Source organism: Streptomyces sp. NPDC050416, assembly GCF_044458845.1.
In the GTDB taxonomy this organism is placed as follows: domain Bacteria; phylum Actinomycetota; class Actinomycetes; order Streptomycetales; family Streptomycetaceae; genus Streptomyces.
In genome coordinates this window covers 365417-390975 of the sequence record NZ_JBITII010000001.1, presented here as the reverse complement: position 1 = coordinate 390975, position 25559 = coordinate 365417, and the positions used below count along the sequence as shown (strand labels likewise).

The following is a 25559-nucleotide window of genomic DNA, read 5'->3' as shown; positions in this document are numbered from 1 at the left end:
GATGCTTCGAAGCCATGAGGTGCGCCATCCGAGTTGCCGCCGCGAGGAAATTTCCGACGGTCCGTGACCTGCGGTGATATCCGATTGCGCGGTTCCCCCGCGATGCCTTCTCTCACCAGGACGGACCATTCCCGAAATGCGGGTGCGGCCAAGGCAACTGACTGTCTTTCTGGGAGGCGCTTTCTCGCCGATCGACCGGGGACGGGTCCCGGGGCGTCTTCCGCGGAGGTTCACATGCGTAACACTCGTGCCCTGGCGGTCGCCGGCGCCGCGGTCGCCGCCCTCGGCCTCTCCGCCCCCGCGGCCGTCGCGTGGGACACACCCAGCAACATCGTCGTCCTGCCCAGTGTGATCGCCCGCGGCGGCCAGCTGACCATCACGGTCGACGGCTGCCGCCACGGTGGCACGGCCACCTCCAACGCGTTCACGATGCCGGCGACGCTCTCGCCCGTCTCCCACGCCAAGGGGGAGACGGCGAGGGGCACCGCCACCATCAGGAACAGCGCCCGCCCGGGGCCGTACGACATCACCGTCACGTGCAACGGCAGGAGCCTGACCAAGCCCCAGGCCTTCACCGTCATCGGCGGTGTCCGCGGCGGTGTCGGCGGCAGCAGCACCACCGGTGCGACCCCGACCGACATGGCCATCGGCGGTGGCCTCGTGGCCGCCGCGGTCGTCGGCGGTGGGGTGTTCTGGATGCGCCGCCGCGCCGAGCGCCGCGCCTGACGCCTCGCTTCACGCTCCTTGGACCCCTTCGACGAGCCGTCTCGCACGTGAACGGTCTTCGCCCCGGATCCCTCGACGGATCCGGGGCGAAGACCTGTGCGGTGGGTGCCGCGCGGTGCGCGGGGCCGGTCAGCCGGTGTCCTCGTCGGTGCGGCGGCGGGCGAAGTGGTAGGCCGTGCCCAGCGCGCCCGCGATCAGCGCGGCGCCGAGGCCGATCTCCTTGAGGTCGAGACCGCCGAGGGTGCCGCCCTCTCCGGCGTGCACGCCCTTCCACGGGTGGCGGGGGTGGTGCGGCGGGTGATGCCCGTGGTGGTGCGTGGGGTGGTGCGTCGGACGGCCGCCGGCGATGGTCAGGCGCGCGGTGCCGCTCGACTCGTCGCAGACGAACTCCACGTCGTACACGGCGCCGGGCTTGGCGTCCCAGTCGACCTGGGCCGACGCCCACGACTCCTCCGGCGGGATGACGACCACGTCGAAGACCGGTGAGGAGACCGCGGCCTCCCCCTCGCATGCTTCGTTGCGCTCCACCCGCAGCGTGACCCGGCCGCCCGCCGCGACGGTGGAGGGCTCGACGCTGAAGCCGAAATCGGTCTTGATGGCCGCGTCGGCGGCCGGCACGCAGGAGGTGAGGGCGCCGGCGCCCAGCAGTACGGCCGAGGCCGAGGCGACGCATATCGCGCGCATGGTGAATCCTCCGGGTCCCCGAGGAGCAACCGCGGACCTGTTCCGCTCACGTCAGAAATGCACCTCGATGCCCGAAACGCTAAGAACGTGCGCGCGGCGGCGCGATCGCAGTCGCGCGAATGGGGCACACGTGTGGGCCGCCAGGGTGAATCGCGTTGACGCGAACGGGGGACGGCGACGGTGTGTCGCGCGCCCCCCCGGCCGGGTTCCGTGATGCGTGTGCCGTCAGTCCCCGACCCCCGGGAACAGGTTCAGGAACGGTTCCGCCGAGGCGGTCACGCCCCTGCTGTAGGGCGAGTCGAAGTCCCAGATCAGGAACAGCAGGAAGGCGATCAGCGCCGAGAACAGCCCGGCGAGGATCAGTTCACGCGTCGTTCTGCGGATCTGGAGGACGAAGATCATCCCGATGGTGACGACGGCTCCGGCGATCAGCCCGAACCACACCACGCCCGGCATGGTCTCCCCGGTCGACTCCGACCGGGCGATCCGGGCCTGGCTGGCCGCGGTCACCTGGTCGACGAGCGGCTGGTAGGCCTGCGCCTCGAAGTCGGTCCTCGGTTCGTAGTCCGTGACGTCCTGGCGCACGCGCTCGAAGAGTTCACCGCCGCGCTCGGTGACCTGGTCCTGGTCGGCCATGGCGTCCCACTCGGTGGTGACGACGTGGCTCACGTACGTATGGATGTCCTCCCGGATGCGGTCGCGCACGTCGTCCGGGTAGACCCGGACCCGCTCCGAGATCTCGTGGAGCGCGGTGGCCTCCGCCTGGACGTGGTCCTGGGCGGCGCTGCGCCCCTCCCACACACCGGCGATCGCCAGACCCAGGACGATGGCGTACACCACGCCGATCCACATCGTCATGTACTCGATGACGTCCGGGGTCTCGCTGGGGTCCTCGTCGTCGGACGCCGTGCGGTGGCGTACGAGGGTGACGACGACCACCACGACACCGGCGGCCAGCATCGCGAGGGTGAGAACAAGCCATTCCGGCAAGAGATGCCTCCAGGGCTTCATGGATCAGCGCGCGCGCAGCGCGGCGACGGCGACCACCGCGGGCACCGTGACGAGCAGGACGAAGGTGAGCGGCGACATGGTGCGGCTCACCGGTCGTGGCCGCGGCGCGGCCCGGTACCGCGGGTAGTGCACGGGCGACGCGGACGGACGCGGGGTGGGTTTCGCCGACGGCTTCGGTGCCGGGGCGGGGGGCGGGGGAGGGGCCGGTCGAGGGGCCTGCCGGGGCGGTGGTGCCGGGCGTGGCGGGGGCGGCGGAGGCGGGGGCGGTGGCTCCGGTCTGACCGTGGGGGCCGGTTTCGGGGGCGGCGGCTTCGGAGTCGGTTTCGGCGGCGGGGGTTTCGGTGGCGGGGGCGGCGGGGGTGGCGGCGGCGTCGGGGTGGGCGTGGGCGTGGGGGGCGGTGTGGGTGTCGGGCACGGCGGCTTCGGCCAGGTCCTGCTTCCGGCGACCGCCACCGCCTCCGTGCCGTCCGGCCCCGTCGAGGCGTACGCGCAGGCGTCGGCCGCCGCCACTCCGGACGGTGCGCCGACGAGCGCCCACGTCAGCGTCGCCACCGTCAAGGCCTTTGCGGCGAGGGCGGATTGAGTCGATACGGGTCCATGCACGACGGAGATCATGAACCTTCTGCCGCCGGGACGTGCCGGAGCGCAAGGGGATTGCCCCGAAAGAGGGATATCCGGGCGCCGCCGGTTTGCCGGGAGGGTCGCCCGCGGCGCTTCCGGCCCGTACCCGTGTGCGGTGGCGGGCGGCGCCGTCACAGGCTCCGGAAAGAAATTTGGCCGGTGGTTGAACACAAACCCGCCCGCCATGCGTACTCATGACCGTGCGGCGGCGCAGCAGGGCGCTGCAACACCCTTGCGATTATGGGGAGTTGACGATGAAGACCTCCTGGCGGAGCGCCTCACTCGTGGCGAGCGCCGCGGCGGTCCTGGCGCTGACGACGGCGTGTGGTCAGGACAGCCCTCCGGCGGCCAGCCAGAACGTGGGTGCCTCGGCAGCGCCCGGGGACTACGGAAGCATCGGCACCGGGAACGGGGTCGCCGGCACCGCGGGCGGCCAGCAGGCCGCGCCGAGCCCTTCCAGCCCGTCCAACCCCGCGGGCAAGCTCTCCGTCGCCACCGCCGAGGAGGTCGGCAAGGTGGTGACCGACAGCCTGGGCCTCACCCTGTACCGGTTCGACCAGGACACGGACCAGCCGCCCAAGTCGAACTGCGACGGCGACTGCGCCAAGACCTGGCCGCCGGTGCCCGCGGACGACGCCGAGGCCGGCGAGGGCATCGACAAGTCGCTGCTCGGCTCGGTCACCCGCGCCGACGGCACCAAGCAGCTCACCGTCGCCGGCTGGCCGGCCTACCGCTACGCCAAGGACGTCAACGCCGGTGACGTCAAGGGCCAGGGCGTGGGCGGCAAGTGGTACGCGCTGGCCCCCGACGGCAAGAAGGCGCAGGGCGGCGGGGCCGGCGGCGGCGAGGAGGCCGGGGCGCAGCCCGGGCTGTCCACCCGCAACGACCCCAAGCTCGGCGAGATCGTCGTCGACAAGAACGGCATGACCGTTTACCGGTTCAAGAAGGACGAGGCCTGGCCCAAGCCCGTCTCCAACTGCACCGGCGAGTGCCTGGAGAAGTGGCCGCTCGTGGAGCCCGTCGACTACGCCGACACCAAGGGCATCCAGGAGAAGGGCTACATGGTCTTCGACCGGACCGACGGCAAGGGCAAGCAGCAGACGATCAACTGCTCGCCGATCTACACCTTCGCCGGTGACAAGGCTCCCGGTGACACCAACGGCCAGGGTGTCGGCGGCACCTGGTACGCCGTGCGGCCCGACGGCAAGCTGGTCGGCGCGTCGGAGAAGTAGAGAAACCTCCCCAGGGTTGATCGTCTCGTCCACCCGACGGAGCCGACCCGGTCCGCCCCTCCGTGACTCACGGAGGGGCGGACCGTTTTGACGTGCTCAAACACCGTTCGTCATGTGTTCGAAGGGTGTGCGTGCGGGTATCAATTCGGCACGTGCCGCAGGCAGTGACCGGGAACGGATGGTCAATTTCCGTTTCGGGTCGCTCCATTGGCGGGCGATCAGTAGCCTCTGCTCGAACACCGGATCGCCTACGCCTTGGAGAGATAGATGGAGCGTCCCGCCTGGGCCCCACGGAGCATCGACATCTCGGTGCCCAGCGTCTCCCGGATGTACGACTACTACCTGGGCGGATCGCACAACTTCGAGGTCGACCGGGAAGCGGCCCGCAGGGCCATGGAGTTCATGCCGGGGCTCCCCAAGATCATGCAGGCGAACCGGGCGTTCATGCGCCGCGCCGTGCGCTACGCGGCCGGCCAGGGCATCGGCCAGTTCCTGGACATCGGCTCCGGCATACCCACCTTCGGCAATGTGCACGAGGTGGCCCAGGCCGCCCGCCCCGGCGCGCGTGTGGTGTACGTCGACCACGACCCGGTGGCCGTGGCGCACAGCGAGGCGGTCCTGAAGGGCAACGACGACGCGGCCGTCGTCGCCGCGGACCTGCTCAAGCCCCGGGAGATCCTGCGCAGCCCCGAGGTGGAGCGGCTGATCGACCTGAATCAGCCAGTGGCGCTGCTCCTCGTTGCCATACTGCACTTCGTGGAAGACGAGGACGACCCGTACGGGGCGGTGGCCGAGCTGGGCGAGGCGCTCGCGCCCGGCAGCCTGCTCGTGCTCACCCATGCCTCGTACGAGGGCGTCCCGCTGCCGCCGGAGCGGGCCGGGGGCGCGGTGAGCGTGTACCAGGACATCCGCAACCCGCTGATCATGCGCTCGCGCGAAGAGATCGCGCGGTTCTTCAAGGGGTACGACATGGTGGAACCCGGACTGGTGGCGATGCCGCGCTGGCGGCCCGACACCGCACCGGAGGACGAGGATCCGTACGCGTTCTCCGGTTTCGCGGGCGTGGGGCGTACGGCGTGATCGCCGAACCGGACGGGCCGGAGGACAGACTGCGCCGGTTCGCGACGATCTGGAGCCGGGCCGTCTTCCCGGTCACCTCGACGTCGTCGACCCGGCCCGAGTTCGAGGAAGAACTGCTGCCGCTGGCCCGGCGGTTGAGCCGGGCGCTGCTGGCCCGCGCCTTCGACGCCGACGAGGGCAGGGCGGTGGGCGCCGCCCTCGTGGACGCGCACTGCACCGACCCGGAGGCGCTCAGCCGCACGCTGGACTGCGTGGACGCGTACCTCGTCCTGTACTGCGGCGGTGACGGCGACCGGGAGGACCTGCGCGCCCGCTCCGCACGCCTCCAGCACGCGATGGCCGCGGGCTTCGCGCAGGCGCTGCGCGAACGGACCCTGGCCGAACAGGAGGCCATCGCCCAGGCCGCCCTCCGGGCGCAGGGCGTGGTGGCGCAGGCCCTGCACGCGACCGAGGCCCGCTTCCGCGCCGTCTTCGAGGGCGCGGCCATAGGCATCGGCATGGCCGACCTCGACGGCAACATCCTCCAGGTCAACGGCGCGCTGCTGCGCATGTTCGGGGTCTCCGAGCAGGCGATGCGCAGCCGCAACGTCATGGAGTGGACCCACCCCGACGACGCGCCGCAGACCTGGCGGCTCTACGACGAACTCGTCCGCGGCGAGCGCGAGCACTACCACCTGGAGAAGGCGTTCTACCGCCCTGACGGAACGGTCCTGTGGACCAATCTGACGGTCTCCCTGTTGCGGGACGCCGACGGCTCTCCGCAGTACCAGCTCGCGCTCATGGAGGACACCACCGAGCGGCGGCTGCTCAACCTGAGGCTGCGCTACGAGGCCACGCACGACGCGCTGACCGGGCTGCCGAACCGTACCTTCTTCTTCGAGCGCCTGGAGAAGGCGCTGAGCGCCGGCAAGGGCCAGCGGTTCGGCCTGTGCTACCTCGACCTCGACGGCTTCAAGACCATCAACGACAGCCTCGGCCACGCGGCCGGCGACCGGCTGCTGGTGGAGGTCGCCGACCGGCTCCAGTCCTGCGCCACCGCACCCGGCGAGATGGTCGCCCGGCTCGGCGGCGACGAGTTCGTGGCCCTGACCACGGGCCCCGACACCCAGCGCGAGGTCGACGAGCTCGCCACGCGCATCATGAACGCGCTGCTCGCCCCGATCAGCGTCGACGGCCGGGAGCTGACGGTGCGCGGCAGCATCGGCATCGTCGAGGGCCCGGCCGGGGAGCGCAGCCCGGCGGAGGTGCTCCGCAGCGCCGACATCACCATGTACCGGGCCAAGTCGGCGGGCGGCAACCGCTTCGAACTCGCCGACCCGGAGGCGGACGCCCGCGCCATCACCCGGCACGGGCTGACCACGGCGCTGCCGACGGCCCTGGAGCGGGGCGAGTTCTTCATCGAGTACCAGCCGCTGGTCCATCTCGGCGACGGCAGTGTGCGCGGGGCGGAGGCCCTGGTGCGCTGGCTGCATCCGCAGCACGGGGTGCTCGGCCCGGACCAGTTCATCCCGCTCGCCGAACACACCGGGCTCATCGTGCCGTTGGGCCGGTGGGTCCTGGAACAGTCGGTGCGGCAGGCCCGCGAGTGGCGGGAACTGCACGGTGGGGCCGAGGCCGTGGGCCCGCTGCGGATCAACGTCAATCTCTCGCCCTGCCAGTTGACCCACCCCGGTCTGGTCCAGGACACCGTCGACATCCTGGAACGCACGGGCATCGAACCGGACGCCCTCTGCCTGGAGGTCACGGAGTCGGCGCTGATCGGCGCGGACGACGATCTGCTGAAGCCGCTGCGCCGCCTGGCGGAGATGGGCGTCGACATCGCCCTGGACGACTTCGGCACCGGCTACTCCAACCTCGCCAACCTGCGCCGCCTGCCGGTCAGCATCCTGAAACTGGACCGCTCCTTCACGCGGAGCATGCAGCAGTTCCCGGCCGACCCCGTCGACCTGAAGATCGTCGAGGGGATCGTCTCGCTGGCCCACAGCCTGGACCTCGCGGTCACCGTGGAAGGCGTCGAGACGGGGGCCCAGGCCGAGCAGCTCCGCATCCTGGGCTGCGACACGGCCCAGGGCTGGTACTACGCCCGCCCGGGCCCGCCGGACAGGTTGCACGAGCTGGCACTGGCGGACGCGACGGGCTGACCCAACCGGTGGACCGCTGCGAGGTGCCGGGTCAGGTGCCCAGCCCGCGCAGCAGCAGCGCGAGACCGCCCAGGAACTCCCGGTCGGCACTGACCTTCCGGGCGTTGCGGGCGGTCTCGGTCATGTGCGGAAAGGCGTCGGGCGGCAGCTCGGTGATGGCGACCGTGCCCTCGCCGGCCAGGGGGCCGAGGTGCTCCAGCTGGATGGCGCCGATGACGTACCCGAGCAGGCCCCGCAGCGCGACCACCCGCTGTTCGCAGTCGAATCCGGCCTCCGTGAGCACGCCGAGCACGGACTCCGACCAGCGCAGCCCGGCAAGGGACCGGTGCCGGTGGGTGACGGTCAGGGGCACGATCTCAGGATGGGCGGCCACGGCGTCGCGCAGCCGGCGCACCAGCACCTCGACGCGCTCCTGCCAGGACACCTCGGGGCCTGGCGGCTCGGTGTCCACGGTGCCGAGCACGAGGTCGACGACGAGCCGTTCCAGCTCCTGCCTGTCGTCCACGTACCGGTAGAGCGCCATCGTGCTCATCCCGAGTTCCTTCGCGACCGAGCGCATGGACAGCCCGGTGAGCCCGTCGCGGTCGATCACGGCGAGGGCGGCCGAGGCCAGCCGGGCATGGCTGAGTGAGCGGGGGCGTGGCATGACGACGTTCAGCGTACGCCATACACCAACCTTGTTAGGCGTACGACATACGCCTACACTCGGTAGGAGTACGCCGTACGCCTACGAAGGGACACTCATGCTCATGCGCAGGCCCACCCGGCCGGTGGAGTCCGGCTCCACCGTCACCGGACGCCGGCTGGCCACCGTCTCCGGCGACCCCGTCGCCGTCCCCGATCCCGAGCGCCTGGTCCACCTCCAGTTCCGGCGGTTCGCCGGCTGCCCGGTGTGCCATCTGCACCTGCGGTCGGTGGTCCGCAGGCACGCGGAGATCGAGGCCGCCGGCATCCGTGAGGTCGTGGTCTTCCACTCGCCTGCCGAGGAGCTGCGCCGGTACACCGCCGACCTGCCCTTCGCGGTCGTCGCCGACCCCGGCAAGCGGCTGTACGTCGAGTTCGGCGTCGAGTCGGCTCCCCGTGCCCTGCTCGGCCCGCGCGCCTGGGGGCCGGTCGCCAGGGCGGTGCTGCGCGGCGGGTGGGAAGTCTTCCGCGGCCGGGAACGGCTCCCCGCGACCAGCCAGCCCGGCGGCAGGCTCGGCCTGCCCGCCGACTTCCTCATCGGCCCCGAGGGCCGGGTCATCGCCGCCAAGTACGGCGAGCACGTCTACGACCAGTGGCCGGTCGACGAGCTCCTGCGCCTGGCGTCCTCCCACCGGCCGGCCGTCGGTCACCCCCCGGCGCGGCAGCCGCAGCCGTAGGCCGGGACCCGCGGGCGCCTCACCGCTCCAGCAGCATCCGCTGCAACTCCCGGGCCGCTCGCGGCGGAGCCACGTCGCTGCGGTGCGCCAGGGCGATGGTCCGGTGCAGACCGGGACGGTCCAGGGGCGTCACCCTCAGTCCACGGCCGGAGCGCGCGGCCACCATCCGGGGCACGACGGCAACTCCCAGCCCCGCCCGCACGAACCCCAGCACCGCGTCCATCTCCCCGCCCTCCACCGCGAAGTCCGGCTCGAACCCCTCCGCGCGGCACGCCGCCACGGTCAGTTCGCGCAGGTCGTAGCCGTGCCGGAACATCACCAGGCGCTCGCCCTCCAGGTCGGCGACGCGCACGGTACGCCGCCCCCGGCCGGGCTTCGGCGCGTCGGGGGAGGAGACCACGACCAGGTCCTCGCGCAGCAGCTCCACCGTGGTCAGCGCCGGGGACGGCGTCGGCAGGGGCAGCACCACCAGGGCCAGATCCAGCGCGCCGCGTGCCAGCTCCCGCACCAGGTCGTGCGAACCGCCTTCCTCGATCAGCAGCCGGATGCCCGGGTAGCGGTCGTGGAAGGCGCGCAGCACGTCCGGCAGCAGGCCCGTGCACAGACTGGGCGTGGCGCCGAGCCGCACCCGTCCCCGCCGCAGTTGCGCCAGCTCCAGCACCTCGTGCCGGGCCGTGTCCGCGTCGGCCAGGATGCGCCGGGCCAGCGGGAGCAGGGCTTCCCCGGCGTCCGTGAGCGTGATGTTGCCCCGGGCCCGCAGGAACAGGTCCGCGCCCAGCTCCCGCTCCAGTGCCTTGATCTGCTGTGACAGCGACGGCTGCGCGACATGGACCAGATCGGCGGCCCGGGTGAAGTGCCGGGTCTCGGCGACGGCCACGAAGTACTGGAGCTGGTGGAACTGCATCCTCTTACGATAGCCGCAGCCTATGGAATCAAGCCGCACCATGTCTTGGACCGATCGGCTCGGCGTCCGTAGCGTGCTGTGACATGGCTCTGGCAACGCGGACGGACCGACGGCCGTCCATGGCACGCACCGTGTGGGACTCCACCCTCGGCAAGAAGACCGTGATGGCGGTCAGCGGGCTGATCATGCTGCTGTACCTGGTCGTCCACATGATCGGAAACCTGAAGATCTTCTTCGGGGCCGGCGAGTTCGACCACTACGCCCACTGGCTGCGCACCGTCGGCGAGCCGTTCATGCACTACGAGTGGACGCTGTGGCTGATCCGCGTCGTGCTGGTGGTCGCCGTCGTCGCGCACGCCGTCTCCGCGTACCAGCTCAGCCGCCGCGACATCAGGGCGCGGCCCAGCAAGTACGTCCACAAGAGGCCGCGGGCGAGCTACGCGACGCGCACCATGCGGTGGGGCGGGGTCATCCTCGGGCTGTTCATCGTCTGGCACATCCTGGACCTCACGACCGGCACCGTGCACCCCGGCTTCCGGCCCGGCCACCCGTACCAGAACGTCGTGGACACCTTCTCCACCTGGTACGGCAACGTCATCTACATCGTCGCGATGCTCGCGCTCGGCCTGCACATCCGGCACGGCTTCTGGAGCGCCGCCCAGACCCTCGGCGCCGGCAGCCGCACCCGCGACCGGGCCCTGAAGACCGTCGCAAACGTCCTCGCGCTGCTGCTCACGGCCGGTTTCATCGCCGTACCCGTGGGCGTCATGACCGGAGTGGTGAGCTGAAGATGACTTCCTACGCCGACTACGCGACCGGTGAGCCGGTCGTCGACACCAAGGCGCCGTCCGGGCCCATCCACGAGCGCTGGGACAAGCGGCGCTTCGAGGCCAAGCTGGTCAACCCCGCCAACCGGCGCAAGCACACCGTCATCGTCGTCGGCACCGGCCTCGCCGGCGGCTCCGCCGGAGCCACCCTCGCCGAACAGGGCTACCACGTCGTCCAGTTCTGCTACCAGGACTCCCCGCGCCGCGCCCACTCCATCGCCGCGCAGGGCGGCATCAACGCCGCGAAGAACTACCGCAACGACGGCGACTCCGTCCACCGGCTGTTCTACGACACCGTCAAGGGCGGCGACTTCCGGGCCCGCGAGTCCAACGTGCACCGCCTCGCGCAGATCTCCGTCGAGATCATCGACCAGTGCGTGGCCCAGGGCGTGCCGTTCGCCCGCGAGTACGGCGGCCTGCTCGACACCCGCTCCTTCGGCGGCGTCCAGGTCTCGCGGACCTTCTACGCCCGCGGCCAGACGGGACAGCAGCTGCTGCTCGGCGCCTACCAGGCCCTCAGCCGGCAGATCGCCGCGGGGAACGTCGAGATGCACCCGCGCACCGAGATGCTCGACCTGATCGTCGTCGACGGGCGGGCGCGCGGGATCGTCGCGCGGGATCTCATCACCGGCAGGATCGACACGTACTTCGCGGACGCCGTCGTCCTCGCCAGCGGCGGCTACGGCAACGTCTTCTACCTGTCGACGAACGCCATGAACTCCAACGCGACCGCGATCTGGCGGGCGCACCGGCGCGGCGCGTACTTCGCCAACCCCTGCTTCACCCAGATCCACCCCACCTGCATCCCGCGCACCGGCGACCACCAGTCCAAACTGACGCTGATGAGCGAGTCCCTGCGCAACGACGGCCGCATCTGGGTGCCGAAGGCCAAGGGCGACAACCGCCCGCCGAACGAGATCCCCGAGGACGAGCGCGACTACTACCTGGAGCGCATCTACCCGTCCTTCGGCAACCTGGTGCCGCGCGACATCGCCTCCCGCGCCGCGAAGAACGTCTGCGACGAGGGGCGGGGCGTCGGCCCCGGCGGACAGGGCGTCTACCTCGACTTCGCCGACGCGATCGAGCGCATGGGCCGCAAGGCGGTCGAGGCCAAGTACGGCAACCTCTTCGACATGTACCAGCGGATCACCGACGAGGATCCGTACCGGGTCCCCATGCGGATCTATCCCGCCGTGCACTACACGATGGGCGGCCTGTGGGTCGACTACGACCTGCAGACCACCATCCCCGGCCTGTTCGCGATCGGCGAGGCCAACTTCTCCGACCACGGGGCCAACCGGCTCGGCGCCTCCGCGCTGATGCAGGGACTGGCCGACGGCTACTTCGTGCTCCCGGCGACCATCAACGACTACCTCGCCCGCAACCCGCTGGGGGACCGGGTCGACGCCGGCCACCCGGTCGTCCAGGAGGTGCTGGCCGAGACCGAGGACCGGCTCAACCTGCTGCTGTCCGTCGACGGCGACCGCACGCCCGACTCCTTCCACCGCGAGGTCGGCGAACTCATGTGGGAGTTCTGCGGCATGGCCCGCACCGACTCGGGGCTGCGCAAGGCGCTGGAGCGCATCCCGCAGATCCGTGAGGAGTTCTGGCGGCGCATCAAGGTCCCCGGCACCGGCGAGGAGTTCAACCAGTCGCTGGAGAAGGCCAACCGCGTCGTCGACTACCTGGAGCTGGCCGAGCTGATGTGCCTCGACGCGCTGCACCGCGGCGAGTCCTGCGGCGGCCACTTCCGCGAGGAGTCCCAGACGCCCGACGGCGAGGCCGCCCGGAAGGACGACGAGTTCGCGTACGCGGCCGCCTGGGAGTTCAACGGCACCGGCGAGGCTCCGACCCTGCACAAGGAAGACCTGGTCTTCGAGTACGTCCACCCCACCCACCGGAGCTACGCATGAAGCTCACCCTGCGCGTCTGGCGGCAGAAGAACGCCGACGCCGAAGGCGCCATGTCCACGTACGAGGTGGACGGCATCTCGCCCGACATGTCGTTCCTGGAGATGCTCGACACCCTCAACGAGGAGCTCATCCTCAAGGGCGAGGACCCGGTCGCCTTCGACCACGACTGCCGCGAAGGCATCTGCGGCGCGTGCTCGCTCGTCATCAACGGCGACGCGCACGGGCCCGAGCGGACGACCACCTGCCAGCTGCACATGAGGTCGTTCAAGGACGGCGACACGATCGACATCGAGCCGTGGAGGGCCTCCGCCTTCCCGGTGATCAAGGACCTGGTCGTCGACCGGTCGGCGTTTGACCGGATCATCCAGGCCGGCGGGTACATCACCGCGCCGACGGGTGCGGCGCCCGAGGCGCACGCGACGCCGGTGCCGAAGCCGGACGCCGACTTCGCCTTCGAGCATGCCGAGTGCATCGGGTGCGGGGCGTGTGTCGCGGCGTGCCCGAACGGGGCGGCGATGCTGTTCACGTCCGCCAAGGTCAACCATCTGAACGTGCTGCCGCAGGGGGCGCCCGAGCGGGAGACGCGGGTGCTGGACATGGTGGCGCAGATGGACGAGGAGGGGTTCGGGGGGTGCACGCTCGCCGGGGAGTGTGCGACGGCCTGTCCCAAGGGGATTCCGCTGATGTCCATCACCAGCATGAACAAGGAGTGGCTGCGGGCTACTCGGCGGGTGGGTAAGCGGTAGTACGCCGGGTGCGGGTGTGTGGGGGCTTGGCCCGCCCACGCGGCGGAGCCGCATGTCGGCACAGCCCCGCGCCCCTGGAAGCAGGGCGCTGCACTTCTGGCATTCAATCTCCTGGCATCCGCGCTCCTGGCAGTGGTCACGCGGTGGTCAGTCGGCATGGGCACAACAGTGGGTGGCGGCACCGCTCGCCGCCCCGGCCCGTGACCAGGAGAGAGCCATGACCGGCGTACTGACCGTCGACCGCCCCGCGCAGCCCACGGCCCCCACCCGCTACACCGTCGCCCTCGCCCGGACCGAGGAGGACGTGCGTGCCGCGCAGCGGCTGCGGCACGATGTCTTCGCCCGGGAGCTGGGCGCCCTGCTGGCCGGCTCCCAACCGGGGCTGGACGTCGACCCGTTCGACGCGTACTGCGACCACCTGCTCGTCCGCGAGGAGACCACCGGCCAGGTCGTCGGCACGTACCGGCTGCTGCCGCCGGAGCGCGCGGCGGTCGCCGGGCGGCTGTACTCCGAGAGCGAGTTCGACCTGGGCTCCCTCGCCGGGATCCGGCCCGAGCTCGTCGAGGTCGGCCGCTCCTGCGTGCACCCCGACCACCGCGACGGTGCGGTCATCAGCCTCATCTGGGCCGGGATCGCCCGCTATATGGTCGACCGGGGCCACGAGTGGCTCGCCGGCTGCTGCTCCGTCCCGCTCGCCGACGGCGGCGCCCTGGCCTCCGCCACCTGGGACCGGGTGAGCGCCAAGCACCTGTCGCCCAAGGAGTACCGCGTCCGGCCGCTGCTGCCGTGGGTCCCGGGCCCCGCGCCCGCCGCCCGCGTCGAACTGCCCGCCCTGCTGCGCGGCTACCTGCGCCTCGGTGCATGGGTGTGCGGCGAACCGGCCCACGACCCGGACTTCGGCGTCGCCGATCTGTACGTGCTGCTGCCGATGAGCCGGGTCAACGCGCGCTACCTGCGGCACTTCCTGTCCCTCGTGCCCGCCTGATGAGTGCCTGGCTGCCCACCGCGCCCTGCACACCGCGGGCCTGTGTCGAGGTGCCGGCGGGGGTGCCGGCGCGGGCCGTGCCGCGTGCGGTGCTGCGGCTCACCGGGGTCGTCCTGCTGCTGCTCGCGGGGATCGCGCTGTCGCCGCTCGGCGCCCGGACACCGGCGTCCCTGATCCGGCGGTGGTGCCGGTGGATCGTGCGGGCCGCGGGGGTCCGGGTCCGCGTCACCGGCGCCGCCGTCCCCACCGGCGGACTGCTGCTGGTCGCCAACCACATCTCCTGGCTGGACATCCCGCTGCTCGCCGCCGTACGCCCCGCCCGGATGCTGGCCAAGACCGAGGTGCGGCGGTGGCCCGTCGCCGGGCCGCTGGCGGCCCGCGGCGGCACCCTGTTCATCGACCGGGACCGGCTGCGGGCGCTCCCGGACACCGTCGCCCGGATCGCCCGGGCCCTGCGCGAGGGCGCCGCCGTCGCGGCCTTCCCCGAGGGCAGCACCTGGTGCGGCCGGGCCCAGGGCACCTTCCGCCGGGCCGTCTTCCAGGCCGCCCTGGACGCCGGGGTGCCGGTCCAGCCGGTCCGGATCCGCTACCGGCTCACCGGCGGAACCACCACCACGGCCCCCGCGTTCGTCGGCGACGACACCCTGCTCGCCTCCCTGTGGCGGGTGGCGACGGCCCGCGGCCTGGTCGCGGAGGTCGAGGTCCGCACCCCCATCCCCCCGGGCACCTGCCCCGACCGCCGCTCCCTGGCCCACTCCGCCCAACCACAGGAGACGGCGGCGCCGGCGTGGACGCACACGGTGCTGGTGGCGTAGGGCGCGTACCGGTCCGGCGGGAGTCCGTGTCCGGCCCGCAGCGGGCTCGGTGAGCGGATCGCCCTGGCGCTCGCCGCGACCGGCCACGGCGGCGGCGCGGGGACCGCGGTGTGCCGAGGCCGTTCCTCTTCGGCCGCCGCGAGGGGCCAAGGGGCATGCGTGGTGCCGAGGGGGTCGCCCTCCCGCGGAGGCTGCCCGTTCCCGCCTGGCGGCAGGGGCGGGACGGTCGTTCCTCGACCGGCCTCAGCCCGCCCCGGACAGCGTGCGGACGAGATATGGCGCTGTCCTGCTCTGCCCGGACCGCGCCACCTCCGCCGGCGGTCCCGCCGCCACGATCCGGCCGCCCGCGTCGCCGCCGCCCGGGCCGAGGTCGACGACCCAGTCCGCGCGCGCGACGACGGACATGTCGTGTTCGACGACGATCACGGTGTGCCCGGCGTCGACGAGGCCGTGCAACTGGCGCATGAGGACGTCCACGTCGGCCGGGTGGAGGCCGGTCGTGGGCTCGTCGAGGAGGTAGAGCGTGTGCCCGCGACGGCCGCGCTGCAGTTCGCTCGCCAGTTTGATGCGCTGGGCCTCGCCGCCGGAGAGCTCGGTCGCGGGCTGGCCGAGGCGCAGGTAGCCGAGGCCCACGTCCAGCAGCGTGCCCAGGCTGCGGGCCACGGCCGGGGTGTCGGCGAAGAACTCCGCCGCGCTCTCCACCGTCAGATCCAGCACCTGCGCGATGTTCCGCCCCCGGTACGTCACCTCCAGCGTCTGAGGGTTGTACCGGGCCCCGCCGCAGTCCGGGCAGGGCGCGTACGTGCTCGGCAGGAACAGCAGCTCCACGCTGACGAACCCCTCGCCCAGGCAGGTCTCGCAGCGCCCGCCCGCCACATTGAAGGAGAACCGGCCGACGCCGAAGCCCCGTTCCCGCGCCCCGTCGGTGGCGGCGAACACCTTGCGCACGACGTCGAAGAGACCCGTGTACGTCGCGAGGTTCGAGCGCGGGGTCCGTCCGATCGGCTTCTGGTCGACCGAGACCAGCCGGCCCACCCCGGCCGTGTCCTGCGTGATCTCCCCGATGAGCGTGGACTTGCCGGAGCCGGACACCCCGGTGACCGCGGTGAACACGCCGAGCGGGAACTCGGCGGACACACCGCGCAGGTTGTGCCGGGTGATCGGGCCGGTCTTCAGCCGGCCGCTCGGCTCGCGGACCGCGCGCGCCGGGGCGGGGGAGCGGTCGAACAGGTAGCGGGCCGTCGCCGACTCCTCGACGGTCGCCAGCCCGGCGACCGGGCCGCTGTGCAGCACCCGCCCGCCGTGCTCGCCCGCGTGCGGACCCACGTCCACCAGCCAGTCGGCACCGCGCACGACATCGAGGTGGTGCTCGACCACGAACACCGAGTTCCCGGCCGCCTTCAGCCGCTCCAGCACACCGAGCAGCGCCTCGGTGTCCGCCGGGTGCAGCCCGGCCGACGGCTCGTCGAGGACGTAGACGACACCGAACAGGCCGGAGCGCAACTGCGTGGCAAGACGCAGGCGTTGCAGCTCGCCCGCGGAGAGGGTGGGGGTGGGCCGGTCGAGGCTGAGGTAGCCGAGGCCGAGTTCGACGATCGGCGCGATGCGCGAGGTGAGGTCGTCGGTGAGGACGCGGGCGGTCTCCGACGTCGCGTCGAGCGCGGCGGCCAGCTCCACCAGCGGCAGCGCCGCCAGCTCGGCGATGGTCCGGCCGCCGAACGTCACCGCCAGCGCCTCGGGCCGCAGCCGGCTGCCACCGCAGGCAGGGCAGGGCGCGCTGGTGAGGAACCGCTCGGCCTTCGCCCGCAGGGTCGGGCTCTTGGAGTCGGAGAAGGTCTTCATCACGTACCGCCGGGCGCTCATGTACGTGCCCTGGTACGGCCGCTGGATCCGGTCCGCGTCCCGCACCGGGTGCACGGTGACCACCGGCTGCTCGTCCGTGAACAGGATCCACTCACGCGCGTCGGCGGGCAGCTCCCGCCACGGCCGGTCCACGTCGTACCCGAGCGCGTCGAGGACGTCCCGCAGGTTCTTGCCCTGCCAGGCGCCCGGCCACGCGGCGATCGCGCCCTCGCGGATCGACAGCGACGGGTCGGGGACCAGCAGCTCCTCGCTCGTACGGTGCACCCGGCCGAGCCCGTGGCACTCCGGGCAGGCCCCGGCCGCCGTGTTGGGCGAGAAGGCGTCGGAGTCGAGGCGCCCGGCGCCGGGCGGGTAGGTGCCGGCCCGGGAGAACAGCATGCGCAGCGAGTTCGAGAGGTTGGTGACGGTGCCGACCGACGAGCGCGAGGTGGGAGCCGCGCGGCGCTGCTGGAGCGAGACGGCCGGCGGCAGACCGGTGATCTCCCCGACCTTCGGGGCGCCGACCTGGTGGATCAGCCGGCGCGCGTAGGGCGCGACCGACTCGAAGTAGCGCCGCTGCGCCTCCGCGTAGATCGTGCCGAACGCCAGCGACGACTTGCCCGAGCCGGACACGCCGGTGAACACCGCCAGCACGTCCCGGGGAATGTCGACGTCGACGCCCTTGAGGTTGTGCTCGCGGGCGCCGCGGACACGGACGTACGGGTCGTGGGGGCCGTGTGGGTCGTGCATGGGCAACGACTCTAACCGGAGGCGATCGCGGCCAGCCGCCGGTAGGAGTCCAGCAGCGCCTCGCGGTCGTACGTGCTGGTGGTGACCAGGACCTCCTGTGCCCCCGTCTCCTCCAGCACCGTCTCCAGTTCGTGCGCGACCTGCTCCTCGGTGCCGGCGATGTGCCCGTTCAGCCCGGACTCGTAGAAGCCGCGTTCCTTGGCGGTCATGCTGAGCGCCTCGACGCGTTCCGCGGGCGGCAGGGGCGGGAAGGCGCCGTGGGTACGGGAGTACGCCATGGACCAGGCTTCGGGGATCAGCAGCCGCCGGGCCTCCTCGGGTGTGGCGGCCACGGCGACCGTGCCGGAGATGACGACGTAGGGCTCGCTCGCCCAGGCCGAGGGACGGAAAGCGTCGCGGTAGTGGTCGATGCCACGCCGCATCTTGTCCCGGTTCCTCAGGTCGCCGATCACCATGGGCAGGCCCAGGCGGGCCGCGATGCCGGCGCCCTCGCCCATGGCCAGGACGAACGGCGGCACGGCCAGTCCCTCGGCGGGCCGGGCGTGCACCCCGGTCGGGGAGGTGCCCCGGAACCACCCGAGCAGCTCCCGCAACTGCCCCTCGAAGTCCTCGGCGTCCTCCTTGTCACGGCCCAGCGCCCTGCGTACCCCGTCCGTGAAGCCGACGGACCGCCCCAGACCCATGTCGATCCGCCCGGGGAACAGCGACTCCAGCACCCCGAACTGCTCGGCCACGACCAGCGGCCGGTGGTTGGGCAGCATCACCCCGCCGGTGCCGACCCGGATCGTCCGCGTCGCGGCGGCGACGGCCGCCGCGAGCACGGTCGGTGCGGAACCGGCGACCCCGGGCACCCCGTGATGCTCCGAGACCCACAGCCGGTGGTACCCGAGCTTCTCCAACTCCCCGGCCAGCCGCACGGTGTCACGCAGCGCCTCGTGGTGCGTGTGCCCGTCGCGGGTGCGGGAGCGGTCGAGGACGGAGAAACGGGTCGAGGCGATCAGGGAGCTCACACGGGGTTCAACGCGTGCGAGGCCATGGCATTCCCGGCACCGCGCCCGCCGCTACGCCGCGTGCTCGTGGTCGCACGCCTCGTCGATGCCGTACGTGTCCCAGGCGGGGAACGGGTCGTCGGCCGAGGGGGCTGCTTCGCCGGGCGCCGCGAGGCAGCAGGTCAGGGCGGCGTGCAGGGCCGTCGTGTCCAGGCCCGTCCCGATGAACACCAGCTCCTGCGCGTGCGAGGTGTCGGTGTCGCGGGCCGCTGACGGCTCGAAGCGGGCGACGGAGCCGGCCTGTGACCACAGGCCGGTCACGTGCGGGCGGCTCGCCAGGGTGAAAAAGCCCTTGGAGCGCAGGATCCGCCCGTAGGCACCGGTGTCCAGTTCCTCCGTGACGAACGTCCACAACCGCCCTGGGTGGAAGGGGAGTTCGGAGCGGAAGACGGTGGAGGAGATGCCGTACTCCTCGGTCTCGGGGACGTGGTCGCCGTTGAGTTCCCGGACCCAGCCCGGCGCCTGCTGGGCGCGTTCCAGGTCGAACAGGCGGGTGCCGAGCACCTGGCGGAGGTCCACCCGGCCGTGCGTCGCCGGGACCAGCCGGGCGAGCGGGTTCAGCCGGGTCAGGGCCGCCCGCAGCCGGGCCGCCGCGTCCTCGTCGACCAGGTCGAGCTTGTTGAGGACGAGGACGTCGGCGAACTCGACCTGATCCACGAGCAGATCGCTGACCGTGCGCTCGTCGTCCTCGTACGGGGCGAGCCCCCGCTCGGCGAGGTCGTCGCCGCTGTCCAGCTCGGTGAGGAAGTCGGCCGCGTCGACGACCGTGACCATGGTGTCCAGCAGGGCCACGTCGTCGAGGGTGGCGCCGTCGTCACGGGCGACGGCGAAGGTGGCCGCGACGGGCATGGGTTCCGAAATGCCGGAGCTCTCGATGAGGAGATGGTCGAACCGGCCCTCGCGGGCCAGCCGGTCCACCTCGTCCAGCAGGTCGTCGCGGAGCGTGCAGCAGATGCAGCCGTTGGTCATCTCGACCAGGCGTTCCTCGGTCCGCGACAGGGCGGCATCGCCGCCGCGCACCAGGGCCGCGTCGATGTTGACCTCGCTCATGTCGTTGACGATGACGGCGACGCGCAGACCTTCGCGATTGGCCAGGACGTGGTTGAGCAGCGTGGTCTTGCCCGCCCCGAGGAATCCGGAGAGCACGGTGACGGGCAGACGTTCGTACGACACGGTGTCAGCCCTCGGGGCGCAGCAGGCCGCGCTCGTAGGCCTTGACCAGGTTCTGCGGTACGAGGTGACGGACGCCGTCGACGGTGACCGGGACCAGCGTCGGCGTGGCGGCCTTCCACTGGGCGCGGCGGTGACGGGTGTTGCTGCGGGACATCTTCCGCTTCGGGACAGCCATGGGACTCCTCCTCGGTGGGCAGGCACCGAGGACGCTACATGAAAATGGATCCCATTAACAATCCGTCCCGGATGCCCGGTCACCGATGGCCCGTCCAGTGCGTCAGTCGTCGGCGCCCACGAGCATCCGCACCTCGAACTCCTCGTGCGTGGTGCTCTCCTCGGCCGGGCCCTTGTCCAGCACCGTCCCGAGCCAGCCCAGCAGGAAGCCCACCGGGATGGAGACGATGCCGGGGTTCTGGAGCGGGAACCAGGCGAAGTCGACCTCGGGGTAGAACGAGGCCGGGGCGGAGGAGACGACGGGGGAGAACACGGCGAGCAGGACCGAGCAGAGCAGGCCGCCGTAGAGACTGAGCAGTGCTCCCTTCGCTGTGAAGCGGCGCCAGAAGAGGGTGTAGATGATCGTCGGCAGGATCGCGGACGCCGCGATGGCGAAGGCGAGGAACGCCAGCGTCGCCGTGTTCGCCCCCCAGGCGACGAGAGCGAGCAGGATGCCGAGGATGCCGATGACCGCCCCGGTCAGCCGGGCGACGGTCAGCTCCTCCGTCTCGCTCGCCCGGCCCTTGCGGATCACCTCGCCGTACAGGTCGTGCGCGAGGGACGAGGCCGCGGCAAGGGTGAGACCCACCGCCACGGCGAGCAGGGTCAGATACGCCAGGCAGGTCAGCAGCGCGGTCAGGACGCTGCCGCCCAGCTCGTGCGCGAGCAGCAGGACGGAGGCGTTGCCGGTGCGGTCCGTGCTCTCGATGGCGTCCCGGCCGAGGAGCGCCGTGGCGCCGAGGCCGAGGATGCCGGCCCCGAAGCAGACCGCGCCGACCAGGCCGATGGCCCACACCACGGAGCGGCGCAGGACGCTGGTGCTGCGCGGGGCGAGCAGGCGCATCAGTACGTGCGGCAGGGCGGCGAGGCCGAGGACGATGGCCAGTTCGAGGCTGAGGAAGTCCAGCTTGTTGCTGACGGTGCCGCCGTAGCGCAGCCCGGGTTCAAGGAAGCTCAGGCCCGTTCCGCTGCGGTCGGCAGCCCTTTCGAGCAGCGCGTTGGGGTTCCAGTCGAAGCGGTACAGCACCCAGCCCGCGGTGAACAGCACGCCCACGATCAGCATCACGGCCTTGATGATCTGGATGACCGTCGCACCGGGCATGCCGCCGAGTGAGGCGTAGAGGATCACGAAGGTACCGATCACGACGACGCACAGGGTGCGGGTGGTGTCGCTCGGCGCGCCGGTGAACTGGGTCAACAGGGCGACACTGCCGACCAGTTGGGCCACCAGGTAGAGGGTCGTGATGGCCAGGATGCAGACGGCCAGCGCCACCCGGACCGGCCGCTGCTGCCGGGGCAGGCGCAACGCCACCGTGTCGCCCAGGGTGAACTTCCCGGTGCGTTGCAGGGGTTCGGCGATGAGCAGCAGCACCATCATCCAGGCGACGGTCGTGCCGCCGAGGTACATCAGCCCGTCGTACCCGGTGAGGGCGACCAGTCCGGTGCTGCCCAGCAGGGTGGCCGCGGACAGGTAGTCGCCGCACATGGCGAGGCCGTTGCGCAACGGCGACATGGCGCGGTTGCCGAGGTAGAACTCGCTGATCTCGTCGCGCTGAGGCGCCGTCAGCAGTGCCGTGAACAGGGTGATCACGACCACGGTCAGGAACAGGACGAACGTCAGCTGGAGGCTGCTGTCGTCGATGGCGGCGAGCGTCACCACGTGCGGAACCCCCTCGTGCCGTGCTGGGCGGGCTGCCCGGCCCCTTGAGGGGGCGCCGCCGCCGAGCGGGCGCGGCGGCTGTCGTTCTCGTGCTGCCGGGACCTCAGGCCGCGGGCGAGTGGATCGACTCGGGTACGCATGTGCCGGACGTAGCACCACGCGGTCACGCCCATGATGACGAACTGGCCGAGGCCGAGGGTCAGCCCGATCGTGAGGTGGCCGAACAGCGGCTGGTTCATCACCGCGGGCACAAAACTCGACAACAGCACATACAGCAGGAATCCGCCGACCGACAGGATCGTCGCCCGGGTGCCGAACCGGCGCTGCGCGCGACGCAGAGAGTGAAATTCTGGATGATCGGAAATACGAGACGGCGGAGTGTGTTCGAAGTGCGGAAGCGGAAATGTGGGAGTGTCATCCCGTCGCGGTGGAAATTCGGGCACAGGCGCACCTTCTTCGCTGCTTCGTGCCCCGCACTCGACCCCTTCGAGTCAGTGGTCTCGTCCGGCTTTCGCGCAGGGTGGAGGGACGCCGGGCGCACTGCGGGGGTGCGGGCTCTGTGGGGGTCTCGTGAAACCGAAAAAATCGCTGTTCGGATTCACGCGGACTGCCTCGGGGTTCTGTGTGGAGATCCCCGGCCAGCCCCGCCCACGGGTGGGGGCGAGGCTGAATGCGGAGTATGTCAGTGCGACGCTTGAGCCATCAACTGTGAGGGGCAATTGATGGTTGTTCATGGCTCGTTCACGCCACAGTTGAAGGTGGGCGGTAAGTAGTACGGACCATTTCTCCCCCGGGCTGGTCAGAAGCGGGCGCCGACGGCGGTGCCGGACCGGGGGACGAGGAACGCCGGCGCCTTCGGCAGCGAGCCGTCCGCCGCACGAGGGCCGGTGAGCGGGGCCGGGTCGGTGCTCAGGACAGAGGCGGCGTTCCAAGTCCCGCCGACGTTCCAGGAGTTGCCGCTGGCGACCGTCCCGGACCCGACGGCCGCCGGGCGCTGGTCCGCGACGGAGAGGTTGCCGGTGAGCCTGGCGGTACCGCCCGAGACGTCGGCGTCGAAGCCCGTACCGGCGTTGGTGAACGTGGAGTTGCGGCTCAGGGCGAGGGCGCCCGGGTTGCCGTTGTCGGTGAATCCGTGCTTGGCGTTCTTGAACGCGACGCTGCCCCGGATCGTGTGGGCCACGGCCGGGGCCGGGCTGCCGCCGCCGAGTTTGAAGCCGTTCCCGTCGCCCGCGAAGTCGGGGAAGTTCCAGCGGTTGAAGCCGTTGCCGTACGCCACCGTGTTCTCGATCGTGACCGGGGAGGTGAACTTCCAGGCGTCGAAGCCGTCGTCGACGTTGTTCCACAGCCGGGCGCCGCGCACGACGTTGCCCGAACCGCTGCCCTCCTTGATGGCGAGGCCGTCGGCGCTCTCGCCGTTCTTGCGGGGGTCGCGGTTGCCGTAACTGTCCAGGTTCAGGATCTCGTTGTCACTGGAGGCGCCCTGGAGCTGGAAGCCGGACTCGTAGTTGTCGTGGGTGCTCAGGCGCGCGAAGACATTGCTGTCGCAGCCGTCGCAGTACACGCCGTACGGGCCGTTGACGATCTCCAGGCCCGAGATCCGCCAGTGCGACGCCTCCATGTGCACCGCCCCGCGCTCGGCACGCGGGATGCTGCCGCCGACCGGGGTGTGGCCGGCGGGCAGCTTCTCCCCGTCGACGACCACACGCTCGCCCTGGTGGGCCGCGAGGGTGATGGGCTGGGATGCGGTGCCCGAGGTGGTGATGGTGATGTTGTCGGTGAGGGCGTACGTCCCGCCGCGCACGCTGATGGTGTCGCCGGGCCTCGCCAGGTCCACCGCCCGCTGAATCGTCCTCAGAGGCCGGTCGAGCGTGCCCGGGCCGGAGTCGTCCCCGCCGGGCGCCACGACCAGGGTCGTCCCCGCCGCGACCGCCGGCCCCACCGGCCCGCCCAGCGTCATGGCCACGACGGCCCCCGCCACCGCCACCGACCAGATCCTCGCGTTGCGCATACGGCCTCCTGCCTGTACCTGAGTGTGTGTCGCAGACCAGTGGCCGCCCGGGGGGTGAAGGTTGCCGGGGTACGGGATGTGGGCGGGGTCACGAACTGCGGGCACACAGCGAAGCTGCCGGACATCGCCGGCGGGGCGGCGGAGGTGCCGGGCATGGGCACGGCATCCCTCGTCGGAACTGGGGCCCGGGCGGGGAACGGGGCTCTGCCCCGGCTGGGGGCATGACCCGGTTCCAGGGGACTGGCATATGGACGCCGGGAGGGGGACTGGGCGCAGGGGACGGCCTGGCGCTCCCGCGGACGGGGAGCCGGGCAGCGGCCCGCGCCTGGGTGTCGGTGGGGCGTGGGCGCAGCCCCGTTCCCCCGGCCGGGGGAGGCGGCGCGGGCCGGGGGGCGTGCCGGCTCTGGGCGTGGTGCGGCGTTGCCGCCTGCCAGGGCCCGGGCAGGGGTCTCGTCGCCGTTGGTGGGCCGTGGTGCGGGCGGGGAATGGACTTCGGTGCCGCTTGGCGTCCGCGTGGACGGGGGGCCGGGCAGTGGCCCGCGCCTGGGTGTCGGTGGGGCGTGGGCGCAACCCGTTGCCCTGGGCCGTAGTGCCGACGCGCGGGCCGGGGGGCGTGCCGGCTCCGGGCGTGGTGCGGCGTTCCCGCCTTGCCAGGGCCCGGGCAGTGGGCCCGTCGCACACGGTCAGCCACCCGGGGCGGACGGCGAGGACCGCCGGACGGCCTAGGGTGGACAGCGTGAGTGACGATCGCCGTGCGGACCCGCTGGCCGTGTTCGACCTGGACAACACCCTCGCCGACACCGCGCACCGGCAGCGGTTCCTGGAGCGCAGGCCGCGGGACTGGGATGGGTTCTTCTCGGCGGCGCCCCAGGACCCGCCGCTCCCGGAGGGCATCGCGCTGGTCAAGGAGAGCGCGCGGGAGTGCGAGATCGTCTACCTCACCGGCCGGCCCGAGCGCTGCCGGCGCGACACGCTCGACTGGCTCGCCGCTCAGGAACTGCCCGAGGGGCGCGTGTACATGCGGCGCGACGCCGACCGCCGGCCCGCCCGGTTCACCAAGCTGGAGATCCTGCGGCGGCTCGCCCGCACGCGTGAGATCCGCGTCCTCGTGGACGACGACGAACTGGTCTGTGAGGACGCCCGGCGCGCGGGCTTCACCGTCGTACGGGCCGACTGGGCGGCCAGGTCCGCCGAGCTGAAGGTGGCGCAGGAGCGGGAAGGGCGCACCTGAGAGTTCGCGTCGGCGGAGTGTTCACCTCCGCCGGGTGTCCCCGGGCACAGGGGACAGCGGACATACGGGGGATGCCATGAAGGGACGTCGCGGGGGCGCGCTCGCGGCAGCCGCACTCGCCGGCGCCGCACTGCTCACCGGCTGTGCGAAGCCCGGCAGCGGCCGGGCCTGCACGGGTGTGGCGATCGTCGACTCCGGGGACGGCGACCGGGAGGTGAGCCGCATCGACTGCGACTACCCGCCGGAGGGCAGACAGCCGGGCCGCTCCGCCTCGGCACCCCTGCCGGACTGAGCCGGCCGTTCGCAGCGCGGCGGGTTACTCGGACTCCTCCAGCCGGAAGCCCACCTTCAGCCCCACCTGCCAGTGCGCGATCTGCCCGTTCTCGAGCTGCCCGCGCACCTGCGTCACCTCGAACCAGTCCAGGTTGCGCAGCGTCTGCGAGGCCCGGTCGATGCCGTTGCGGATGGCCTCGTCGACGCCGTCGGGGGAGGTGCCGACGATCTCCGTGACCCGGTAGGTGTGGTTCGACATGCCGCTGCTCCTCTTCAGTGACGGGTGTCACACGTGACTCCACCGTGCCCCAAAC

Annotated in this window: 26 protein-coding genes; 13 read left to right on the top strand and 13 right to left on the bottom strand. The window is 71.8% G+C overall.

The annotated features are described in order from the left end of the window. The first annotated feature begins 234 nt into the window (after positions 1 to 234). A complete protein-coding gene (locus ACIBL4_RS01830; protein WP_399405462.1) occupies positions 235 to 726 on the top strand; it encodes a hypothetical protein in 492 nt (163 codons plus the stop codon). A gap of 129 nt (positions 727 to 855) precedes the next feature. Here ACIBL4_RS01830 and ACIBL4_RS01825 read toward each other — a convergent pair whose 3' ends face one another. The 3 genes from ACIBL4_RS01825 to ACIBL4_RS01815 form a co-directional block, all read right to left on the bottom strand. After that, positions 856 to 1410 carry a hypothetical protein gene (locus ACIBL4_RS01825; RefSeq protein WP_399405460.1) on the bottom strand — a complete coding sequence of 185 codons (555 nt, stop codon included), beginning with the start codon at positions 1408 to 1410 and terminating at the stop codon, positions 856 to 858. A 225-nt stretch (positions 1411 to 1635) separates the two neighbouring features. Then, complete coding sequence (locus ACIBL4_RS01820) at positions 1636 to 2400, bottom strand: hypothetical protein (protein ID WP_399405458.1); 765 nt, start codon at positions 2398 to 2400, stop codon at positions 1636 to 1638. Between the two features lie 24 nt (positions 2401 to 2424). Next, positions 2425 to 2553, bottom strand: a complete 129-nt coding sequence (locus ACIBL4_RS01815; protein ID WP_356922919.1) for a hypothetical protein — start codon at positions 2551 to 2553, stop codon at positions 2425 to 2427. Positions 2554 to 2704: 151 nt separating this feature from the next. Between ACIBL4_RS01815 and ACIBL4_RS01810 the strand changes: the two genes are divergently transcribed. From ACIBL4_RS01810 to ACIBL4_RS01795, 4 genes are all read left to right on the top strand, one after another. Next, positions 2705 to 3004, top strand: a complete 300-nt coding sequence (locus tag ACIBL4_RS01810; RefSeq protein WP_399405456.1) for a hypothetical protein — start codon at positions 2705 to 2707, stop codon at positions 3002 to 3004. A 292-nt stretch (positions 3005 to 3296) separates the two neighbouring features. Further along, positions 3297 to 4274, top strand: coding sequence for an SCO0930 family lipoprotein (locus tag ACIBL4_RS01805; RefSeq protein WP_399405454.1), 978 nt, complete (start codon positions 3297 to 3299; stop codon positions 4272 to 4274). A gap of 267 nt (positions 4275 to 4541) precedes the next feature. Further along, positions 4542 to 5354, top strand: a complete 813-nt coding sequence (locus ACIBL4_RS01800) for an SAM-dependent methyltransferase (protein ID WP_399405452.1) — start codon at positions 4542 to 4544, stop codon at positions 5352 to 5354. Then, complete coding sequence (locus ACIBL4_RS01795; protein WP_399405450.1) at positions 5351 to 7495, top strand: putative bifunctional diguanylate cyclase/phosphodiesterase; 2145 nt, start codon at positions 5351 to 5353, stop codon at positions 7493 to 7495. The genes ACIBL4_RS01800 and ACIBL4_RS01795 overlap by 4 nt, the downstream gene beginning before the upstream one ends. A gap of 31 nt (positions 7496 to 7526) precedes the next feature. Here ACIBL4_RS01795 and ACIBL4_RS01790 read toward each other — a convergent pair whose 3' ends face one another. Then, complete coding sequence (locus tag ACIBL4_RS01790; protein WP_399405448.1) at positions 7527 to 8141, bottom strand: TetR/AcrR family transcriptional regulator; 615 nt, start codon at positions 8139 to 8141, stop codon at positions 7527 to 7529. Between the two features lie 103 nt (positions 8142 to 8244). Between ACIBL4_RS01790 and ACIBL4_RS01785 the strand changes: the two genes are divergently transcribed. Next, positions 8245 to 8856: a peroxiredoxin-like family protein gene (locus tag ACIBL4_RS01785; protein WP_399405446.1), complete on the top strand. Its 612-nt coding sequence runs from the start codon at positions 8245 to 8247 to the stop codon at positions 8854 to 8856. Positions 8857 to 8875: 19 nt separating this feature from the next. On the opposite strand, the gene ACIBL4_RS01780 is transcribed toward ACIBL4_RS01785, so the two are convergent. Then, entirely contained in the window at positions 8876 to 9760 is an 885-nt protein-coding gene (locus ACIBL4_RS01780) for a LysR family transcriptional regulator (protein WP_399405444.1), read from the bottom strand. A 119-nt stretch (positions 9761 to 9879) separates the two neighbouring features. Between ACIBL4_RS01780 and ACIBL4_RS01775 the strand changes: the two genes are divergently transcribed. The 5 genes from ACIBL4_RS01775 to ACIBL4_RS01755 all read left to right on the top strand — a co-directional run bounded on the left by ACIBL4_RS01775 (position 9880) and on the right by ACIBL4_RS01755 (position 15046). Then, positions 9880 to 10548, top strand: a complete 669-nt coding sequence (locus ACIBL4_RS01775) for a succinate dehydrogenase (RefSeq protein ID WP_399405442.1) — start codon at positions 9880 to 9882, stop codon at positions 10546 to 10548. Between the two features lie 2 nt (positions 10549 to 10550). Next, positions 10551 to 12500 (top strand): fumarate reductase/succinate dehydrogenase flavoprotein subunit, encoded by a 1950-nt coding sequence (locus tag ACIBL4_RS01770; RefSeq protein WP_399405440.1) that lies wholly within the window; start codon positions 10551 to 10553, stop codon positions 12498 to 12500. Then, positions 12497 to 13246: a succinate dehydrogenase/fumarate reductase iron-sulfur subunit gene (locus ACIBL4_RS01765; RefSeq protein WP_399405438.1), complete on the top strand. Its 750-nt coding sequence runs from the start codon at positions 12497 to 12499 to the stop codon at positions 13244 to 13246. The genes ACIBL4_RS01770 and ACIBL4_RS01765 overlap by 4 nt, the downstream gene beginning before the upstream one ends. Before the next feature lie 217 nt (positions 13247 to 13463). After that, on the top strand, positions 13464 to 14231 hold the full coding sequence (locus ACIBL4_RS01760; RefSeq protein WP_399405436.1) for a GNAT family N-acetyltransferase: 768 nt from the start codon (positions 13464 to 13466) through the stop codon (positions 14229 to 14231). Continuing rightward, on the top strand, positions 14231 to 15046 hold the full coding sequence (locus ACIBL4_RS01755; protein WP_399405434.1) for a lysophospholipid acyltransferase family protein: 816 nt from the start codon (positions 14231 to 14233) through the stop codon (positions 15044 to 15046). The genes ACIBL4_RS01760 and ACIBL4_RS01755 overlap by 1 nt, the downstream gene beginning before the upstream one ends. Before the next feature lie 243 nt (positions 15047 to 15289). Here the strand turns inward: ACIBL4_RS01755 and ACIBL4_RS01750 are convergent, their stop codons facing one another. The 7 genes from ACIBL4_RS01750 to ACIBL4_RS01720 form a co-directional block, all read right to left on the bottom strand. After that, the gene (locus ACIBL4_RS01750; RefSeq protein WP_399405432.1) at positions 15290 to 17638 is read right to left on the bottom strand and encodes an ATP-binding cassette domain-containing protein; all 2349 of its coding nucleotides are present in this window, start codon (positions 17636 to 17638) and stop codon (positions 15290 to 15292) included. 11 nt (positions 17639 to 17649) lie between these two features. Continuing rightward, positions 17650 to 18648 carry an LLM class flavin-dependent oxidoreductase gene (locus tag ACIBL4_RS01745; RefSeq protein ID WP_399405430.1) on the bottom strand — a complete coding sequence of 333 codons (999 nt, stop codon included), beginning with the start codon at positions 18646 to 18648 and terminating at the stop codon, positions 17650 to 17652. A gap of 51 nt (positions 18649 to 18699) precedes the next feature. Continuing rightward, entirely contained in the window at positions 18700 to 19860 is a 1161-nt protein-coding gene (locus ACIBL4_RS01740; RefSeq protein ID WP_399405428.1) for a GTP-binding protein, read from the bottom strand. Positions 19861 to 19864: 4 nt separating this feature from the next. Then, entirely contained in the window at positions 19865 to 20035 is a 171-nt protein-coding gene (rpmF, locus tag ACIBL4_RS01735; protein ID WP_010043581.1) for a 50S ribosomal protein L32, read from the bottom strand. Between the two features lie 102 nt (positions 20036 to 20137). Then, entirely contained in the window at positions 20138 to 21733 is a 1596-nt protein-coding gene (locus ACIBL4_RS01730) for a cation acetate symporter (protein WP_399405425.1), read from the bottom strand. Next, on the bottom strand, positions 21727 to 22176 hold the full coding sequence (locus ACIBL4_RS01725; RefSeq protein ID WP_399405423.1) for a DUF485 domain-containing protein: 450 nt from the start codon (positions 22174 to 22176) through the stop codon (positions 21727 to 21729). Before ACIBL4_RS01725 ends, ACIBL4_RS01730 begins: the two co-directional genes overlap by 7 nt. 356 nt (positions 22177 to 22532) lie before the next feature. Next, positions 22533 to 23741, bottom strand: coding sequence for a right-handed parallel beta-helix repeat-containing protein (locus ACIBL4_RS01720; protein ID WP_399405421.1), 1209 nt, complete (start codon positions 23739 to 23741; stop codon positions 22533 to 22535). Between the two features lie 736 nt (positions 23742 to 24477). Here ACIBL4_RS01720 and ACIBL4_RS01715 point away from each other — a divergent pair. Together ACIBL4_RS01715 and ACIBL4_RS01710 are read left to right on the top strand one after the other, a co-directional pair. Next, positions 24478 to 24972, top strand: coding sequence for a hypothetical protein (locus ACIBL4_RS01715; RefSeq protein WP_399405419.1), 495 nt, complete (start codon positions 24478 to 24480; stop codon positions 24970 to 24972). A gap of 76 nt (positions 24973 to 25048) precedes the next feature. Continuing rightward, positions 25049 to 25264, top strand: a complete 216-nt coding sequence (locus ACIBL4_RS01710; RefSeq protein WP_399405417.1) for a hypothetical protein — start codon at positions 25049 to 25051, stop codon at positions 25262 to 25264. 24 nt (positions 25265 to 25288) lie between these two features. Here the strand turns inward: ACIBL4_RS01710 and ACIBL4_RS01705 are convergent, their stop codons facing one another. After that, positions 25289 to 25504 carry a dodecin gene (locus ACIBL4_RS01705; protein WP_399405415.1) on the bottom strand — a complete coding sequence of 72 codons (216 nt, stop codon included), beginning with the start codon at positions 25502 to 25504 and terminating at the stop codon, positions 25289 to 25291. Positions 25505 to 25559 lie beyond the last annotated feature (55 nt).

What these genes read in the sequence shown, in the direction of transcription:
- ACIBL4_RS01705 (WP_399405415.1), bottom strand. Translation starts at nt 25,504, where the DNA reads ATGTCGAACCACACCTACCGGGTCACGGAGATCGTCGGCACCTCCCCC.
- ACIBL4_RS01770 (WP_399405440.1), top strand. Translation starts at nt 10,551, where the DNA reads ATGACTTCCTACGCCGACTACGCGACCGGTGAGCCGGTCGTCGACACC.
- rpmF (WP_010043581.1), bottom strand. Translation starts at nt 20,035, where the DNA reads ATGGCTGTCCCGAAGCGGAAGATGTCCCGCAGCAACACCCGTCACCGC.
- ACIBL4_RS01710 (WP_399405417.1), top strand. Translation starts at nt 25,049, where the DNA reads ATGAAGGGACGTCGCGGGGGCGCGCTCGCGGCAGCCGCACTCGCCGGC.
- ACIBL4_RS01765 (WP_399405438.1), top strand. Translation starts at nt 12,497, where the DNA reads ATGAAGCTCACCCTGCGCGTCTGGCGGCAGAAGAACGCCGACGCCGAA.
- ACIBL4_RS01785 (WP_399405446.1), top strand. Translation starts at nt 8,245, where the DNA reads ATGCGCAGGCCCACCCGGCCGGTGGAGTCCGGCTCCACCGTCACCGGA.
- ACIBL4_RS01720 (WP_399405421.1), bottom strand. Translation starts at nt 23,741, where the DNA reads ATGCGCAACGCGAGGATCTGGTCGGTGGCGGTGGCGGGGGCCGTCGTG.
- ACIBL4_RS01755 (WP_399405434.1), top strand. Translation starts at nt 14,231, where the DNA reads ATGAGTGCCTGGCTGCCCACCGCGCCCTGCACACCGCGGGCCTGTGTC.
- ACIBL4_RS01780 (WP_399405444.1), bottom strand. Translation starts at nt 9,760, where the DNA reads ATGCAGTTCCACCAGCTCCAGTACTTCGTGGCCGTCGCCGAGACCCGG.
- ACIBL4_RS01830 (WP_399405462.1), top strand. Translation starts at nt 235, where the DNA reads ATGCGTAACACTCGTGCCCTGGCGGTCGCCGGCGCCGCGGTCGCCGCC.
- ACIBL4_RS01775 (WP_399405442.1), top strand. Translation starts at nt 9,880, where the DNA reads ATGGCACGCACCGTGTGGGACTCCACCCTCGGCAAGAAGACCGTGATG.
- ACIBL4_RS01790 (WP_399405448.1), bottom strand. Translation starts at nt 8,141, where the DNA reads ATGCCACGCCCCCGCTCACTCAGCCATGCCCGGCTGGCCTCGGCCGCC.
- ACIBL4_RS01825 (WP_399405460.1), bottom strand. Translation starts at nt 1,410, where the DNA reads ATGCGCGCGATATGCGTCGCCTCGGCCTCGGCCGTACTGCTGGGCGCC.
- ACIBL4_RS01800 (WP_399405452.1), top strand. Translation starts at nt 4,542, where the DNA reads ATGGAGCGTCCCGCCTGGGCCCCACGGAGCATCGACATCTCGGTGCCC.
- ACIBL4_RS01760 (WP_399405436.1), top strand. Translation starts at nt 13,464, where the DNA reads ATGACCGGCGTACTGACCGTCGACCGCCCCGCGCAGCCCACGGCCCCC.
- ACIBL4_RS01805 (WP_399405454.1), top strand. Translation starts at nt 3,297, where the DNA reads ATGAAGACCTCCTGGCGGAGCGCCTCACTCGTGGCGAGCGCCGCGGCG.
- ACIBL4_RS01750 (WP_399405432.1), bottom strand. Translation starts at nt 17,638, where the DNA reads ATGCACGACCCACACGGCCCCCACGACCCGTACGTCCGTGTCCGCGGC.